Below are 15055 nucleotides of genomic sequence, written 5' to 3'. Positions count from 1 at the left end.
ACCGAATAAGGAAAGCAACCAACCTGTGGAAATTTTAAATAATTCTAGAAATAAAGACCCTATCAAGAAGTAGAAAACCCATAAAACTCAACCGTTTCAAAGAAGGTAAAAATATTCCAAGCGCATACGACAATCGAAGAGGGTCGGTAATATTTGAAACCGATGAAGGGATCCTGCTGGTGAGCAGTTCAGGCTCTTACTACAGGCTCCCCGGAGGAAGACCGAAGAAAGGGGAGGTTAGCATCGAAGCCGCAATCCGAGAACTTCGGGAAGAAACAGGGCTTCGGGCATACGACGTAAGATACCTTTTCAAATTTCATGCGTCCAAGGTCTTCAAGATTAAGGCTAAAGGTGTGCCAGAACCGAGAAGTGAAATCCACCATTTTGCGTTTTTCAAGCCGGGCAAGGAAATGAAGGTGCAGGTTTCTGAAAACACGCTCAAATTACTGGATATTTATTATGGGCTGAAAAAAAGGAGAGTAAATAAAAGTAAATAAAAGTAAATAAAAGTAAATAAAAGTAAATAAAAGTAAATAAAAGTAAATGAAAGTAAATAAGAGGTTATGTTTTAATTCAGAGTCGTTCTTTGCAGTTTTTCTCATACTTGCTTTTTTTAGAACATGTTTGATACATGCTTAATCATTCAACCGATTCCCTGCAGCTATAAATAAAAGCCAAAGCCAAATTATCCTTTCGTGTCTAAATAAAAAATTTTATACATTGGTTTCATGAATAAGTCACTCTTTTTTCCCTTCTCTGCCAGAATTTCCTCCATCGACATTATACCTTATATGCACCACATGATACCTGTCATAGAGCGTTACGTTCAGTGTCAGGAGTAGGACAAAAAAGAGCATGTTAAAAAGGTTGGTCGAACCACCATACTTGGGTAGCAGGAAATCGAATGCAAGTACAATTCCGAAGTTCACCATGGTCATTACTATGAATTCCCGGATTATAGACCTCCAGTGATTCCCACGCTTTGCAAGCCAGTGGCTCAGTGCCGTATTTATTATTATAATGATGGCTATGCCTATCGCTAGCTGAAGGCTGGTTGACCGTACCTCGGGAAGAACCTGGGCAAAAATTATGCTCAGGAGGGATACCAGAACTATTTTTTCGACAAGCGCGTTATTGAAGAAACGTTCTGCAGAATTAAGTAACGGAAAATTAGTTCCACTTCCTTGCCTGGAAAAACCCTCTGGAGCAGCAGGTAGAGGATCGGCTGCAATTGAGAATCCAGGTTTCATTGGAGGCAGGTCTCGAAGCAGAGCCCAGGCCATGCCGAGCAGGAAGAGAGCCCAGGCAATCAGAATGAGGGCATTTGCAGGATTGGCTCTTATCCAGTCAGTTGTGTCCAGTTTGGCGATATGTATCCAGTATTCCTGTGGCAGTTTTATGAAGACCCAGATCAGAGCTGTAGCCGTAATTAATTTCTTTTTCGTAAGCACTGACGGGTTCCATTTCAGGCGGACTCCTTCATAGAAATCGAAGAAATACTCAAAAGTGTTGGGAAAAATAAGCAATAATGGACGCAGGTGTGTTAGTTCGAACAGGGTCACTCCTACAATCCTGTAATAAAAAAGGAAACGGCTCACCTTAAAGGCAAAAAGGTTCGACCAGTTTCTAAGTGTTGAAAGGTATGTGATAGCCAGGTAATAGATGTCCAGCGCCTTATCATAACCCTGGTATCCTTCAAGAGGCAGGCTCGTAAACTGCTGGAAAATTGTCTGGTCTACGGTATCAAGAACCATAGAAGCGATTACTGCCGGAAGAGGATATCTGGGAATAGCGAGTGGTATAAAGAAGCGTAACATAACTACAGCCCAGAAAATCAATATATCCGATGTATCAGGCACGCTAAATTTGCCCCCTTACTCCAGAATTTTTGACCCTATTTCATTTTGACCCTATTTTCTGATTTATCAAGCTTTTCAAGATTCAAACCGTCAGATTGAAAATTAGTGGTATAAGCTGAGTCCGAGAAATTAACATTGTGTATCTTTACTTAAGTTGAGACTAATAATTACTAATTATACACCATTATTTATTATATTACTCTTATATATCTTACCACTTTCGACTGCTTAGACTACTATTCTTATATTGAAACCAGCCTATACATATTGAAATTAATCTGTGACTGGTTTTCATGTAAACCTAAGTTATAGATATTTCTACTTAATCTAAAAAAGGCCATTTAGATGCCGGTCACCTTGCCCATAGACTGAGTAGTTGGAACTTAAGGCGAGAAATCTTGCAGATATGTAAGGACACTCTGCTGAGAATAGATTATGATAAAGGGAACGGCCTTGATCATGAGACAGTAAAAATTTTATTAACAACTGATATCTTAATTAAGACTTTTAAATTTAAGAATAAAATTGGTTCTGAAATGAGCTCACACAGAGAACGAAATATAATAGAAAGTAGTAAAAAATGTAGTAAGAAAATTAGTTTGAACAGGCTGCAGAATTTACTATAGTAAGTTTAAAATTTATGGTATAAATTCTTTGTGGTTAAGTCGTGAAGTTTTTAATAAATATTTGCTGATATGAGTAATTTTAGTCCAATCAAGAGATAAGCCGCTTGAAAATTTTGAGTGTTCTTTATTACATCAAAGAAAAGGAAAAATCATTTCCACTTATGTTTTATATGTGATTGATATTCTATATCATGTAGTTCTAAATGCTAATATTGAATGGGGTTCATGAGTAGCATTTAGCGAAAAGTAGAGCAAGGTAAATGAGGTTCGCCATTCCTCAGCCCTGCCCTCCACAAATCCGAAACCCCGCCTGAATAAAAAAGCTACTGAGGTTTTTTGCCATTCCTCAAGCTTTAGTTCGGAGAGGTTTCAAGGGAACCGAAAACGAGGTTCGCCATTCCTCATTCCGGTTCCGGATATCAGAAACAAAAAGAAGTGAGAGAAAATCCCTCTCTATACTATTTTTATCTCTCACTTCAATTCGTTTCTAACTGTAGTCCAGCCTTTGATATCTGTCGAATAGTTTTGATTCTGCTTTTAACTTCGGTCTATGCTTTTTATGGTTATCTATCCTTAGCCCCTCTCTCTTCGAGGCTGCTCCTCTTTTTTGTTACTCTCCATCTCAGGTTGTTCTTCTTCAACATCCCTTGGCTGCTCTGACATTCCATCATTCCCTCTCTCAAGCTGTTCCTGTTCAGGTTCTTCCGACAGTCCCTGTTTTCCATTACTTCCTCTCCAAGCTTGTTCCTTTTTGTTACTTTCTCTATCAAGTTGCTACTGACTCATTTAACGCCTCTTTTTCTTTGTTTTATGGACCTCACTCTCCCTTCTCTGTTTTTCCGTTTCTGTTTTTCCGTTTCTGTTTTCCGTTTCTGTTTCTTCTTCTCCGTTTACCTTTCCCCTTTTCTTTTCCTTTATTTCACATTTCATTAAACCCACTTTCCGCAGATGTCCTCTCAATTTTCATAATTATTCTTGCTATCGTTTTTTCTGAAAACTGCCTTGGTTGCTCAAAAATGTGTTTTTGAAATATCTCATAGTTTTCGACTTTTTGCCTTCATTGAAAATTATCAGTATCCATATCCAGAAGCATCAGTTGAGGTAACAACTGCAAATTTTTCGAATAATTCTCAAAAAACGATATCAAGAAAAATGTTATTTTTTTGAAGACAAAAGGTAGCTACTGCTCTGCAATCAAAGGGCTGAAAATTTTGCTTGATACTTATCCATTAGAATTGCATGATAATAGAATGGGATTGAATACGGTTGTACCATTGAATAAATGGACTAATAAATTAGAGGAGTTATGGAATAAAGAACTCTGGTTGCCAAAAAACATAAGAGCTCAAGCAAATTTAATGGAGGTCCCAAGAGGCTTAGAATTACATCCTCCAAAGAACAGATGTACGGAAAGTCCTAAGCAAAAATGGATTCATTATGTTGAGGATGGTACCAAATGTATGACAACTTTAGAGACAAATACATTCGACAAGATTTTCACAATTTTGCATCAAATACCTATATACTCTGACTTCATACTCTGACTTCAGAAAAAGTATTTTCCCAAATGGCTGCTGCATTTTAAATAAATGACTTGTGGTTGCCATTGTGCAGAAGACGAAAAACAACAAGCAGATAAAGATGGAGCAAGAGATAGTGGAACATTTGATACCGGCTCTCATTGCAGCTGCGTTTGCTCTGAGCATTATGAAACAGGAACGGGCCTCGAAAGCAGTATGAGACACAAAGATATAGATTAACTAACGATAAATATTCTTTTTATATATTTTTAACATTTAATAGAATGCTGTATATAACAATTTTAAGTTGTTAGAGTAACAGAAACAACACAAAATTGCTAAAAAAATCGTGTTGTAACCTAACATGAGGGAATTAGGGTTCAATTTCAACAAAAACGTATAAATCCTTAAATACTCAAAAATCTTTTCTTATTTTCCCGCATCCTCTATCTCAAACCTTACATTCCTCTTTTTAAGCTCTTTTATAATCTCTTCCATAAACACCCCAGGTCCCGGCGCATGCCTGTGGTGGAATTCTTTCACCTTGCCCGGCTCTCCGCCAATGCTGGTTATTTCCACGCCGCATGAAGGACTTTTCGGGACGCCGAGAATTTTGATTTTTACGCCACTGGCTGCGAGGTCTTCAAGCAGGTCTGCAAAATGGGTAAAGATTTCTCTGCAAAAACGTCGGTATGCAGGATGGTCAAGCTGGTCTTTAGTAATTTCCCGGCGTCTCATTCCAAAAAACATGGCTTCCGGGCAGGGGAGCTGGATAACGTTCGCGCCCCGCGTATCAATAGGCCGGGCTGGTTTTACTCCTTTTACTCTTGCAAGGGGGTTGAGAAGGCAGTGGCCTATGACCAGGACTTCTTCGCTGTCGTCGCAAGCAGCAGATTTTTCAGAAACGTGGGAACACTCGTAATTTTCCAGCTTTTTCATATCCTCACCTGCATTTCGCTTAATAACCTTTTTTCTCGTGTCTTCTGTTTCTTCTACAGCTTTGGCAATGGTAATCAGAATATTTCCTTCTCTGCTTTCAGGAGGCAGTAAAAGGGGTGAGTGTTTTTAAAATTATTTCCTCACCCCTTAAGTAGTACTGCAGTTTCATCTTTAATTCCGTCAAGACTTAATCCTGTCAAGACTCAATCTTGTCAAGAGTAACTTTGAAACTCTCCAGATGATCACCTTCTTCTACGCAGGTACACTCCAGTAAGCCCTATTACTCCGTAAATCATTTCAAAGCCCGGAATACCTTTATTTTCTTCTTGCTCAGAAGGTTGCTCAACACCTGTTGTTGCGTTTCCAGTATTGTTTCCAGTATTATTACTGAGGTTTTCAACATTAGGTTCAGCCTGTGTTTCATTTCCGGCTCCCTCTGGTGTTGCTCCGGTTATTGCAAAGAATGAGAATTCTGAGGGGTGTGCCGTGAAATACAGGTATTGGTTGTCTTCTTTTAACAGGGTTGTTGGTAGTTGTGACCATTTTTTGTCACTGTAGCTATTGAGTGTGATTGAATTCTGGTCGATCTTCTTATCCTGCAGCCAGGACTTTTCAACCTTGAAACATACTTCAGGGTTTTCAATATTCTTTGAGGTAGCAAATCCTGAGTTTCCAACCCAGAGGTTGAAGTACTTATAGACCTCACCCGAGTTCAGTTCTGAAACCAGAGTCGATTTTCCTTTAAGCTGTTCGGCAATGGCTGTAATCTTACCTGCAGTCTTCTTTGCATCAAAGCTGACATACACAACACAGGTTACGTTATTTGGAAAATCAAACATTACAGGCTTTCCGTTTAAAACCTGTGCCTGTGAAAGTTCCTTGACTTGAACGTTGGTTTGAGGTTCAGGAGAACCACCACCGCCACCGCTACTTCCGCTTCTGTGGCTGCTTCCACCAGAACTGCCATCTGAATTGCTATCAGAACTGTCATCTGAACTATTATCTGAGCTGTTATCTGAAATATTATCTGGACTGTTATCTGAACTATTATCTGAACTATTATCTGAACTATTATCTGAACTATTATCTGAATTGCTGCTATTATTATCTACAATTTCCTCTGAAGGAGTCTCTGTTACGTTATCGGAAGGAGTGACTGTTGAATTAGTTGATGCCGGAGGTTGCTCAGGCGTTGAAGAATTCAACGTTGCAAGAGCTGCATAGTCGATCTCACTTTCGCTAAGGTTTGCTATCCCCTCTGCTATACCGTCTCCGTCTACATCGTAATGTATTTGAGAAAAGCCTGTCCCATTAGGTTTAGCCCAATAGTTTCCTGCAATATAAGGGCCGCCTATAATATTTTTTCCTGTTGTTCTGGTAATGTTCCAGACGTTAGGGTAACCATAATAGTCATCAAAAATTACATTTACTGTGTTATTGAAATAATTGTTATAGATCTTGCTACTAGCATCTGCTTTATCGTAAAGCCCACATTTCTTGTTAAAACTTATAGTATTACCAGCAATATCAGCGCGGCCTTCGTACATCAGGGATATACCCTGATCATTTTCTGTAATTGTGTTATTCTCAATTTGGGAATTTCCTGAATCTCCCACAACGACTCCTGTTTCACAGTTAGAAATCCTGTTGTTTTTGACAATAGCACTGAAATAACATTCCCCAACAAAAACTCCTGATTTACAATTTGAAATTTCATTGTCATTTATTGTAAAAGTAGAGTACAGATTTGTGTCAATACCTGTACCATAATTCAGAATTTTATTATTTTCAATCATGCAGTTAGAGAACTGACCGAGATTTATTCCATAAGAAGTGTCAGTACCTTTTAGAGTAAAACCTTTAATAGTTATCTCCTGTGCATCACCTGTGAGGTAAAAACCATCCCCTTGAATTATCGTGTCTTCAGGATTGCCTGATTGGGACATAATGACCAGATCGTATGTACGGAGAGTAACGTTCTCATAATAAGTACCGGGTTCTACAATTATAGTATCTCCGTGCGTTGCATTGTCCACAGCTGACTGTATTGATTCACCGTTGTGCACTACTATGTCAGCTGCAGCACTTATTCCAGATCCTGTTATAAATATAAAAATTGATAACAATAATGCAATAAATCGATTCTTCATTTTCTACATCTCCAATTTAATAACGTTTTATTATTTTTGATATATAAGTTGTAGGATCTGATGCAGGTTGGATTAGAATAAACTTAAATCTCTTCAAAAAAAGACGAAAGGTATCAATTTGTAAAACATGAGTAAATAATGAAAGTACTTGAAAGTACTTTCATACCAAGAAAACCGTTGATTAAAAAGAAATTTGAAATGATGGCACACGTTGATTTTTTGGGGGTTCAAGTCTAAGATTTGGAAGAGTTAGGAGAGTTGGGAGAATTCTGATTTTACAGAAAAATTGGTACATTGCCGGCATGAAATCCAAGTGTACCGATTCCAAAATAAATCCCTTTTCTAGCGGAAAATTCATTAATTAACAGACAGATTAACCAGACTTTCACCTGTCCTTCATCTGGTTTTCGCCTGTAGTATCTTAGTATGAAAATAAGAGATTATATATTTATCTTCTGCATATATATCCAAAAATGGTATCTGTGAGCCTGCATACCAGCTATGCTTTTGCTATCTGTTAGGATATGTTTGCAAGAGAAATGCAGGAGCACTGCTCTTATACTTGGAAGGTTACGGCATATGTATGAAGATTTTGGAACAATACTTAACAGAGGATTTTACAGCTGGTTTAGAAATTTAAATATCTGTATCCCATTCATTCTTAATTTTCTTATCAATATGATTATTTATGTCCTTTTTTTTGGCTTGATGGGCATCTTGTTTTTTACCTCTAATACAGGAAGTATTATCGATCCTGCAACCCTTTCCAACAAGGAAATCTTTTCCATATTATGGAACGGTTTTTCTGAGAACCTCGGGCTGTCCTTATTTTTGATTCTCGTGTTTTTCCTGTTTTCGTTGTTAGTGCAGTCCTTCTTTACAGCAGGAGCAATAGGGATGGCAAAAAAAGCCTCTGAGACAGGAGATACCGGTATCTTTGATATGCTGGTTTCTAGTTCAAAAAATACCTTTAGGCTTTTCCTTACAATCCTGCTAACCACCCTGCTCCTACTTGTAGGAATCATATTTATAGTGCCCGGAACCTTTGCAGTAGGGAACCTGAGTACGTTTATCCAAAACCCGGAAGCCTCAGTAAACGGTATGATGTCAATCGGTATAGGAGTCATTCTCTGGATCGCTTATATAATAATTCTCAATGTCGTGCTTTCCCTCAGCAGCTATGCCCTCGTGATCGACGAGCTTGGACCCCTTGAGGCTTTGAGTGAAAGTTTTCGTTTCTTTACGAATAATAAGCTGGACGTTGTTATTATCTGGATAATCACTATCGGATTGGCTATAATCAATGGTTATGTCAACGAATTTGTAGACTCGGGAAACATCCTGTTTACATCAATTATATCTCTGGTTCCGATTGTGATTCTACAACCTCTCACAACTGTCCTGTGGACACGCCTCTACCTGACAAGAAAAGGAAGAAAACTCTATGACCCTTCAGATCTGCTCTCCTATCCGGATAGCTTCTGAAAAGTTAGTTTTTGAAAGGTCTTTCCGAGAAGTTAAGTTTCTCGAAGATCTTTCTGAAAGATCTTTCTGAAGGATAATTTCTAAAAGGTTAATTCTGAAAGATCTTTCTGAAAGGTTAATTCTGAAAGGCTATTGAAAGGTTAATTCTGAAAGGCTATTGAAAGGTTAATTCTGAATTTAAGTCCGACCAAGCAACTTGCAGGCCTGGCATACATCTTCAGTGCATGTCTCCCCACAAATCCTGCACTTTCCGATTTTTGCGGGCGGCATTTCCTTAGTAAGTACTCCTGTAAGCTTGTCAAAGCCTCTTAGCAGGGAATATTTGGTTCCAGGATGTTTTGCCTCAAAGTTATTCAGAAGCTCCCTTATCTCCCCTCGTAAAGCTTCTCCTGCATAGGGGCATTCGCTAAAGTCCACAGGGAGAGAATTTACAAGGGCATAAAGTGCCACTTCTTTCTCAGGGATATTCCTCAGAGGTTTTGCCCGCAAGACCAGGCCTTCAATAGCTGCAGGCGGGGCAAGCCTAACCATGCGCTCCACATCTCCCCTTAAGTGATTGAGAAGAATTGTCTGAGCTTCATCATCCAGGTTATGCCCTGTGACGAGTTTTGTTGCCCCGATTTCAAGCGCGGTTCTATTGAGAATGTTCTTCCTGAGGACGCCACAGTAGCTGCATGCACCTTTTTCCCGGTCCATTGCAGCCAGTTCGTCCATAGTTACTCCGTGTACTTCTTTGAAGGACTTTATGATATGCCTCACCCCGAGCATCTTCGTGAGGCTTTTTGCAACTTCGAGGGAATGTGGGCGGTATCCGTTTATTCCCTCGTCCACCGAAATTGCAACGATTTCAATGTCCGGCCTGTTTCCCAGAATTTTGTGCACTATATAGAGGGCAACCGAGCTGTCCTTACCTCCACTTAGAGCAACAGCTATCATATCGTTTTTGCGGATACTGTACTCTTTCCGTATTGTCAGTTTGATTTTCCTTTCGACATCTTCTACAAAATGTTTCTTGCAAAGGTGCATCCCGGAATATTTCTGAAAAATGATGGCTTCATGATTGCATTTTTTACATTTGATTGTCATTTGAATCCTTTTTTCTATCAATTTCCTGAAAATAATCTGAAAAGCTGAAATCTGACAAACAGATATAATTTAATCATTTTCAATTATTCTATGCCAGAATTCATTTAGGAAAGGAACCGCTCGTATATATTGTTTTTTATGTATTTTTACGGAAGAGCGTTTTTACAGCTTTTATATCTATTTTCGGAATTTTTTCTGCATATTCTCTAATTATTTTCTCTTTTTCGGCTTATTTTCTGCTTTTCATTTAATTTCAGAGTTTTCTTTCTGAAATTGGAAAAGTGATTGATGAAGTGCTGCCCAAGCTTGTGCAGCACAAATTAGCTCATTCTATTGTATTAAAAGCAACGACATTAATCTTAATGCTGAAAAGATGCTGGATCACCACAAAAACCAGAGTAAAATGGAATAAGAGTTCAGGTTCATTAAAGATAAGAGCTTCAGGGTTTCAGAAGTTTATTTGAAGAAACCTCAAAGAATTGAAGCTTTATCAATGGTAATGATCTTAATTCTAATGGTTTACTCGGTAGTGGAATGGAAACTAAGAAAAAGGCTAAAGGAAACAGGGAAAACAATACCTGATCAGGTTAAAAAGCAAACTCAAAAGTCCACTTTGAAGTGGGCTTTTGTGCTGATTAGGGAAATTACAGAAATAAAAGTGGAAGTTGATTCAAAGGTGATAACCAAAATTGCCAACATGGATGAAGTTAAGGGCAAGATAATTGAAGCCACGTGCAAGGGCAAGATAAATCTCGATATGTGGATACGAAGAAGTATTATGACACATGACGTGACTTGAAAAATATAAACTGGTGCTGTATTAGCTACATGTTCCTTTTAGTGAGCAGGTTTGCGAAAAGCTAAAAGGAAATATGCATAAATAACCTGCTCATATTCAAATTTTAATACCGGAAATGATAGACTGAACACAAAGCCATTTCCGGAAAAAGGCCAACATTGTAATAAATACAGACTCTTATTCAATTAAGAAGACATCTACTTCTTCTCCTTCTTCATATCCTTCCACGTTTTGGGGCACCAGCACAAAACCATCGGCTTTTGAAACCGAACTCAGAACACCAGCTTTGGCTCCAGTTAAGGGTCGTACTCTATCGCCTTCAAAAATTACACGGATAAAATTGACATATCCTATTTTTGAGCTTATTTTTGTCGCGAGAGTTTTTTTGAGAGGAAGTTTAGGAAAGTCTGGAATTGATGCAAGTCTTCGGATTCCTGGGTGAACAAATAAATAGAGAGCTACAACTTCGGCAACAGGATATCCTGGAAGGCAGACCACAGGAATCTTACCTATGGTACCAAGAGCTGTGGGTTTTCCAGGACTGACTGCAATACCGTGGACAAGTAACTTTCCCATTGATGCTACAACTTCTGTGGTATAATCCCTTTTCCCTACAGAGGTTCCACCAGAAAAAAGGATCATATCTGCATCCAGATTTTCTTCTATCGCTTTTTTTATACTTTCCTTATCATCAGGAACTATCCTCGTGTATCGAGGAATTCCTCCCCATTTTTCCACATATAGAGAAACCATCAGCCCGTTAGTTTCAAGCACCATTCCAGAAGGTGGAATATCCTCGACCTTTTCACGGCTTACCAGCTCATTTCCTGTGGGAATAACTGCAACAATAGGTTTTCGGAAAACTTTTACTCTTTCAAAGCCTATAGATGCAAGCACAGCTGCATCACACGGACGAAGAAGATGCCCCTCCTCAAAAAGAAGATCTCCTACTTTTATGTCCTCTCCAACCTGGGCCACATTCTTGTTTGGATATACCTGGGCTCTGACCTCAACAGTATCACCTACAGTGACCGTATCCTCTACAACTACGACTGCATCGGCTTCAACCGGCATTACAGCCCCTGTATGTACCCATTTTGTAACTCCTTCTTCGACGTAATTGGAAAGTTTCATAAAAATAGAATTTGTAGTAGAGGCACCCAGAGTGTCTGAAGCCTGCACAGCATATCCATCCATAGCAGCACGGCGGTAATGAGGTACATTCCGTTCTGAAACTACAGTCTCTGCCAGTATCCTGTCTATGCAGACTTCGAGAGAAATCTCCTCTGTTTTTCTTAGAGGAGAAATATTCTCAAGAAAAAGTTTCAGAGCCTCATCCACAGAAGTTTGTTCTTTGAATATTCTTCCCATTTTTTACCTCCTTCAAAAATCAGCCTCCGGAAAGTGGAGGCAAGACTGTGATCTCATCTGTATATGAAAAATTTAGTGATTTTTTATATTTTTATTGAATAACTAATACTGAATTTGTAGGAAAATTCATCTTTCAATCGAAATCAATGTCTTGTATAGTTGAACTTTAATTCACACATATTGGAAATAAGTCGCAGAGAAATTAGGCATGTAGAAGACTCAAGAATAGATAAAAGTTGTCAACTCTTACTTATACCGGAAAGTTCATATCGCCTTTTATGAAAGTCATTTCAATTGTTGGGCATAAAAAATCGGGCAAGACCACACTTGTAACAACTCTTGTCCAAAAGCTCTCCGAGGTCGGGACAGTAGGTACTGTAAAGCATATGGGAGAACCGCGCCTCAATCCTGCAGAAACGGACACTGGAAAGCACTTTGATGCAGGAGCTGACACGGTAATAGGTATAACAGGTACAGAGCTTGTCAGCTTCTCAAGGAACTGTGGTCTCGAGGATGCTCTTGATATGCTTTGCTACCAGGGATTTGATTTTGCTTTAGTGGAAGGATTCAAAAACAGTAATTTGCCCAAAATTGTGCTTGGAGACCTTCAAGGCGTCTCAAATATAGTTTTCAGAATGCCAGAAAAACTTGACTTGTGTGAAGAACTTACAGCTTCTCTCGTAGGAATTACTCTCTCTCAGCCTGACCACTACACTCTCGAAGCCCTTATAAAGAAAGCCCTAAAAAATCCTGCAATCAAGAAATCTGGCGCAATAGGCACTTTTACAGATATTGTCCGCGAACTTGCTGACGACGAGAAGACAATCAATCTCGAATTTGAGAAATATGAACCTGAAACCTCAAAAATTCTAGACAAAATAAGGGAAGATATCAAGAAAAAGAAGGAATCCTCTAAGTGATTCTTCATCACAAAACGGATGTCATGAAAGCCGGAGAAGATATAGTCTACATCGTTATTACATCTGGTCACAGGAAGGAACTCTTTCCAGCCCTCAACGAAGTCATAAGAGCGTATAAAAGCCGAAGCTCCAATCTGGAAAAAGGAATTCATGGAAAAAGAAGAATTTTGGGTTCATGACAAAGAACAAATGACAAAGAACAAGATAGAAAGTAAACCCGAAAGCAAAGAAAAAATAGAGCCTATAAAAAAAAGAAATTCAGAAGCCTTGGATGCGAGAAATGGAAGAAAAAACGAAACTGGCAGAGCTTAAAGGAACGGAATATGGAAACTCAAAAAAATCCAAATAGAAATAAGAACAACTATTAACCTAGCAGAGAAGAGAGCGCCGAAGGGTATGATCGAAAAAGACCTTTTTGAATCTGAAATTCGTTCCTTTTAAGATTAATCATTGGGAATTAGTTGCTGAATTAATAATATCTCTTTTATTTTTAAATATTTTAATTGCAGAAATCAACAAAATTACCCCTAAAATTATCTGTAATGTACCTGCTCCAATTCCAATAAGTATCCTACTACCTATGAATGCTCCAAGCACAGAACCAATTGCCATACAAAGCACAAAGCTTAAATTGTTTTTTACAATTTTTAATTCTCCTCTTTGTCTATATTTCATAATTCCAATTAATACTGTAGGAAGGCTAATGCATAAACTCAAGCTACCTGCTAACTTAATATCAATACCATATAGCAAAATTATTGTTGGTATTATCAACTCACCGCCAGCAACTCCAAGGCAGTGTAGCGAAATTTCTGTAAATTATGATTGACTCTGTATCCTTTTTCTTCATCACAAAAAATAGGAAGCAGAGTCAATGGTTAATCTATTCCCATTCATAAAAGATTACCTTGTCGATCAGGAAGATGGAATTCGTCAGCTAATTACCTGGTTTTTAAGTCTTGTTATGGAGGAGGAAGCCCTCCTCCAATCTTGTGCACAACGTTATGAGCGTACTGATTCACAAAAAGCCAGTAGAAATGGCTACAAACCCGCACTCTCCTTACCAAATATGGAGAATTTGAATTGTTAAAGCCCTAATTCCGTGAATTTCCCTTTGACACTCAGGTATTTGAAAAGTATTCCGGGTTGAAAAGTCCATATTAGCTGCTGTAGCGGAATCTTACCTTCAAGGTGTTTACACCCGACGGGTGGAAAAGGTCATGACTGCTTTAGGAGTAGAGAGAATCTCAGCTTCTTCTGTTTCTAGAATTACTAAAGACCTTGATGAGAAAGTTGAAGAATTTCTCTCAAAGCCAATAGAACATGAAATTCCTTACCTTTTTGTTGATGCGACTTATCTTAAAGTAAGAGATGGACTCCATTATGAAAATAAAGCTCTTTTTGTAGTTGCTGGAATCAGAGATGACGGTTTACGTGAGATTCTTGGAGTAAGATTGGCAGACAGTGAAGACTCTCTATTCCGGGAAGATCTATTCGAAGACCTTAAAGAATGAGGGTTAAGAGGTGTAAAGTTAGTTGTTTCTGATGGCCATAAAGGAATACAAAAAGCAGTTAGAGAATCCTTTATTGGATCAAGCTGGCAGATGTGTCACGTTCATCTGATAAGACAAGTTCTAAAAAGGTTCCAAAAAAGAAACAGAAAGAAGTATCAGAGAAAATAAAAGAAGCATTGGTAGACCGTCAGAAGGTACAGGATTTGATAAGGGAACTGGATAATATGGGATATAAAAGTGCAGCTGACACACTGAACATTTTCAGTATGATGTAATGAACTACATGCAGTTTCTACAGAGTCATTGGAGAAGAATAAAGACAACAAATATGATGGAGAGAACTAACAAGGAAATAAAAAGAAGAAGCAGAGTTGTGGGAGCATTTCCGAACCAGGAATCAGTATTGAGACTGGTAGTCTCAATACTTATTGATATAAATGACGAATGGATTACAGGAAACAGGTATATAGTAATGGAGCAGTAATCAAAAAAGAAGAATAGGGGTATAGAGTAAAATTTACAGAAGATTAGGCACACTGCCAACGGATATAAAAACAATCTTTCAGCATAAAAATCAAACTGTCAAACTAAGGATGTATTAATAGTGATTTTATTCTCATCATGTTTCTTAATTTGTCAATAAAAAATATTCAAGGAAATGGACTATATAAACATTATATTAAAGAAGTTTGTTGGCTAGGTAAAAGACAAGTACAAGAATTAATTGTATTTCCAGAAATCATAAAAGAAAATGAATTTTGGGCGGATACTAATCAAAAAAGATTT

Annotated in this window: 15 protein-coding genes and 2 pseudogenes; 9 read left to right on the top strand and 8 right to left on the bottom strand. The window is 38.3% G+C overall.

Annotated features, from left to right (window positions below):
* Window positions 1–80: 80 nt before the first annotated feature.
* A complete protein-coding gene (locus MSBRW_RS11005; protein WP_329957363.1) occupies window positions 81–497 on the top strand; it encodes an NUDIX domain-containing protein in 417 nt (138 codons plus the stop codon).
* Between the two features lie 240 nt (window positions 498–737).
* Here the strand turns inward: MSBRW_RS11005 and MSBRW_RS11000 are convergent, their stop codons facing one another.
* The 3 genes from MSBRW_RS11000 to MSBRW_RS22265 all read right to left on the bottom strand — a co-directional run bounded on the left by MSBRW_RS11000 (window position 738) and on the right by MSBRW_RS22265 (window position 3424).
* Window positions 738–1859, bottom strand: coding sequence for a hypothetical protein (locus MSBRW_RS11000; protein WP_011307615.1), 1122 nt, complete (start codon window positions 1857–1859; stop codon window positions 738–740).
* Between the two features lie 1189 nt (window positions 1860–3048).
* A complete protein-coding gene (locus tag MSBRW_RS10990; RefSeq protein ID WP_048102897.1) occupies window positions 3049–3255 on the bottom strand; it encodes a hypothetical protein in 207 nt (68 codons plus the stop codon).
* Between the two features lie 16 nt (window positions 3256–3271).
* Window positions 3272–3424, bottom strand: a complete 153-nt coding sequence (locus MSBRW_RS22265; RefSeq protein ID WP_155398209.1) for a hypothetical protein — start codon at window positions 3422–3424, stop codon at window positions 3272–3274.
* A 224-nt stretch (window positions 3425–3648) separates the two neighbouring features.
* On the opposite strand from MSBRW_RS22265, the gene MSBRW_RS10985 reads away from it, so the two are divergent.
* Together MSBRW_RS10985 and MSBRW_RS23890 are read left to right on the top strand one after the other, a co-directional pair.
* Window positions 3649–4029, top strand: a complete 381-nt coding sequence (locus MSBRW_RS10985) for a hypothetical protein (RefSeq protein WP_048102898.1) — start codon at window positions 3649–3651, stop codon at window positions 4027–4029.
* 64 nt (window positions 4030–4093) lie between these two features.
* Window positions 4094–4225 carry a hypothetical protein gene (locus tag MSBRW_RS23890; protein ID WP_268990254.1) on the top strand — a complete coding sequence of 44 codons (132 nt, stop codon included), beginning with the start codon at window positions 4094–4096 and terminating at the stop codon, window positions 4223–4225.
* A 209-nt stretch (window positions 4226–4434) separates the two neighbouring features.
* On the opposite strand, the gene MSBRW_RS10980 is transcribed toward MSBRW_RS23890, so the two are convergent.
* Window positions 4435–4944 (bottom strand): DUF523 domain-containing protein, encoded by a 510-nt coding sequence (locus MSBRW_RS10980; protein WP_011307616.1) that lies wholly within the window; start codon window positions 4942–4944, stop codon window positions 4435–4437.
* Window positions 4945–5186: 242 nt separating this feature from the next.
* Entirely contained in the window at window positions 5187–7094 is a 1908-nt protein-coding gene (locus MSBRW_RS23480) for a PGF-pre-PGF domain-containing protein (RefSeq protein ID WP_011307617.1), read from the bottom strand.
* Between the two features lie 708 nt (window positions 7095–7802).
* Between MSBRW_RS23480 and MSBRW_RS10970 the strand changes: the two genes are divergently transcribed.
* The gene (locus tag MSBRW_RS10970) at window positions 7803–8579 is read left to right on the top strand and encodes a DUF7847 domain-containing protein (RefSeq protein ID WP_230670120.1); all 777 of its coding nucleotides are present in this window, start codon (window positions 7803–7805) and stop codon (window positions 8577–8579) included.
* A gap of 177 nt (window positions 8580–8756) precedes the next feature.
* On the opposite strand, the gene MSBRW_RS10965 is transcribed toward MSBRW_RS10970, so the two are convergent.
* Complete coding sequence (locus tag MSBRW_RS10965; protein ID WP_011307619.1) at window positions 8757–9665, bottom strand: TIGR00269 family protein; 909 nt, start codon at window positions 9663–9665, stop codon at window positions 8757–8759.
* A 331-nt stretch (window positions 9666–9996) separates the two neighbouring features.
* On the opposite strand from MSBRW_RS10965, the pseudogene MSBRW_RS10955 reads away from it, so the two are divergent.
* A pseudogene (locus MSBRW_RS10955) lies at window positions 9997–10464 on the top strand (hypothetical protein); the annotation flags it as partial.
* Window positions 10465–10641: 177 nt separating this feature from the next.
* On the opposite strand, the gene MSBRW_RS10950 reads toward MSBRW_RS10955, so the two are convergent.
* Window positions 10642–11835, bottom strand: coding sequence for a molybdopterin molybdotransferase MoeA (locus MSBRW_RS10950; protein ID WP_011307620.1), 1194 nt, complete (start codon window positions 11833–11835; stop codon window positions 10642–10644).
* A gap of 236 nt (window positions 11836–12071) precedes the next feature.
* On the opposite strand from MSBRW_RS10950, the gene mobB reads away from it, so the two are divergent.
* The 3 genes from mobB to MSBRW_RS24070 are packed head-to-tail and all read left to right on the top strand — an operon-like array spanning window position 12072 to window position 13067.
* Window positions 12072–12755, top strand: coding sequence for a molybdopterin-guanine dinucleotide biosynthesis protein B (gene mobB, locus MSBRW_RS10945; protein ID WP_329957336.1), 684 nt, complete (start codon window positions 12072–12074; stop codon window positions 12753–12755).
* Window positions 12752–12934 (top strand): molybdenum cofactor biosynthesis protein MoaE, encoded by a 183-nt coding sequence (locus MSBRW_RS24075; protein ID WP_011307622.1) that lies wholly within the window; start codon window positions 12752–12754, stop codon window positions 12932–12934. The genes mobB and MSBRW_RS24075 overlap by 4 nt, the downstream gene beginning before the upstream one ends.
* Window positions 12906–13067: a hypothetical protein gene (locus tag MSBRW_RS24070; RefSeq protein ID WP_011307623.1), complete on the top strand. Its 162-nt coding sequence runs from the start codon at window positions 12906–12908 to the stop codon at window positions 13065–13067. Before MSBRW_RS24075 ends, MSBRW_RS24070 begins: the two co-directional genes overlap by 29 nt.
* A gap of 135 nt (window positions 13068–13202) precedes the next feature.
* Here the strand turns inward: MSBRW_RS24070 and MSBRW_RS10940 are convergent, their stop codons facing one another.
* Window positions 13203–13565 carry a sulfite exporter TauE/SafE family protein gene (locus MSBRW_RS10940; protein ID WP_080565376.1) on the bottom strand — a complete coding sequence of 121 codons (363 nt, stop codon included), beginning with the start codon at window positions 13563–13565 and terminating at the stop codon, window positions 13203–13205.
* 15 nt (window positions 13566–13580) lie between these two features.
* Here MSBRW_RS10940 and MSBRW_RS10935 point away from each other — a divergent pair.
* Window positions 13581–14753 (top strand): annotated as a pseudogene (locus MSBRW_RS10935) (IS256 family transposase).
* Window positions 14754–15055: the final 302 nt, after the last annotated feature.

This window comes from Methanosarcina barkeri str. Wiesmoor (assembly GCF_000969985.1).
GTDB classification, from domain to species: Archaea; Halobacteriota; Methanosarcinia; order Methanosarcinales; family Methanosarcinaceae; genus Methanosarcina; species Methanosarcina barkeri_B.
Note: the sequence above shows the minus strand (reverse complement) of the source record. Positions and strands in the feature narration are given on the sequence as shown.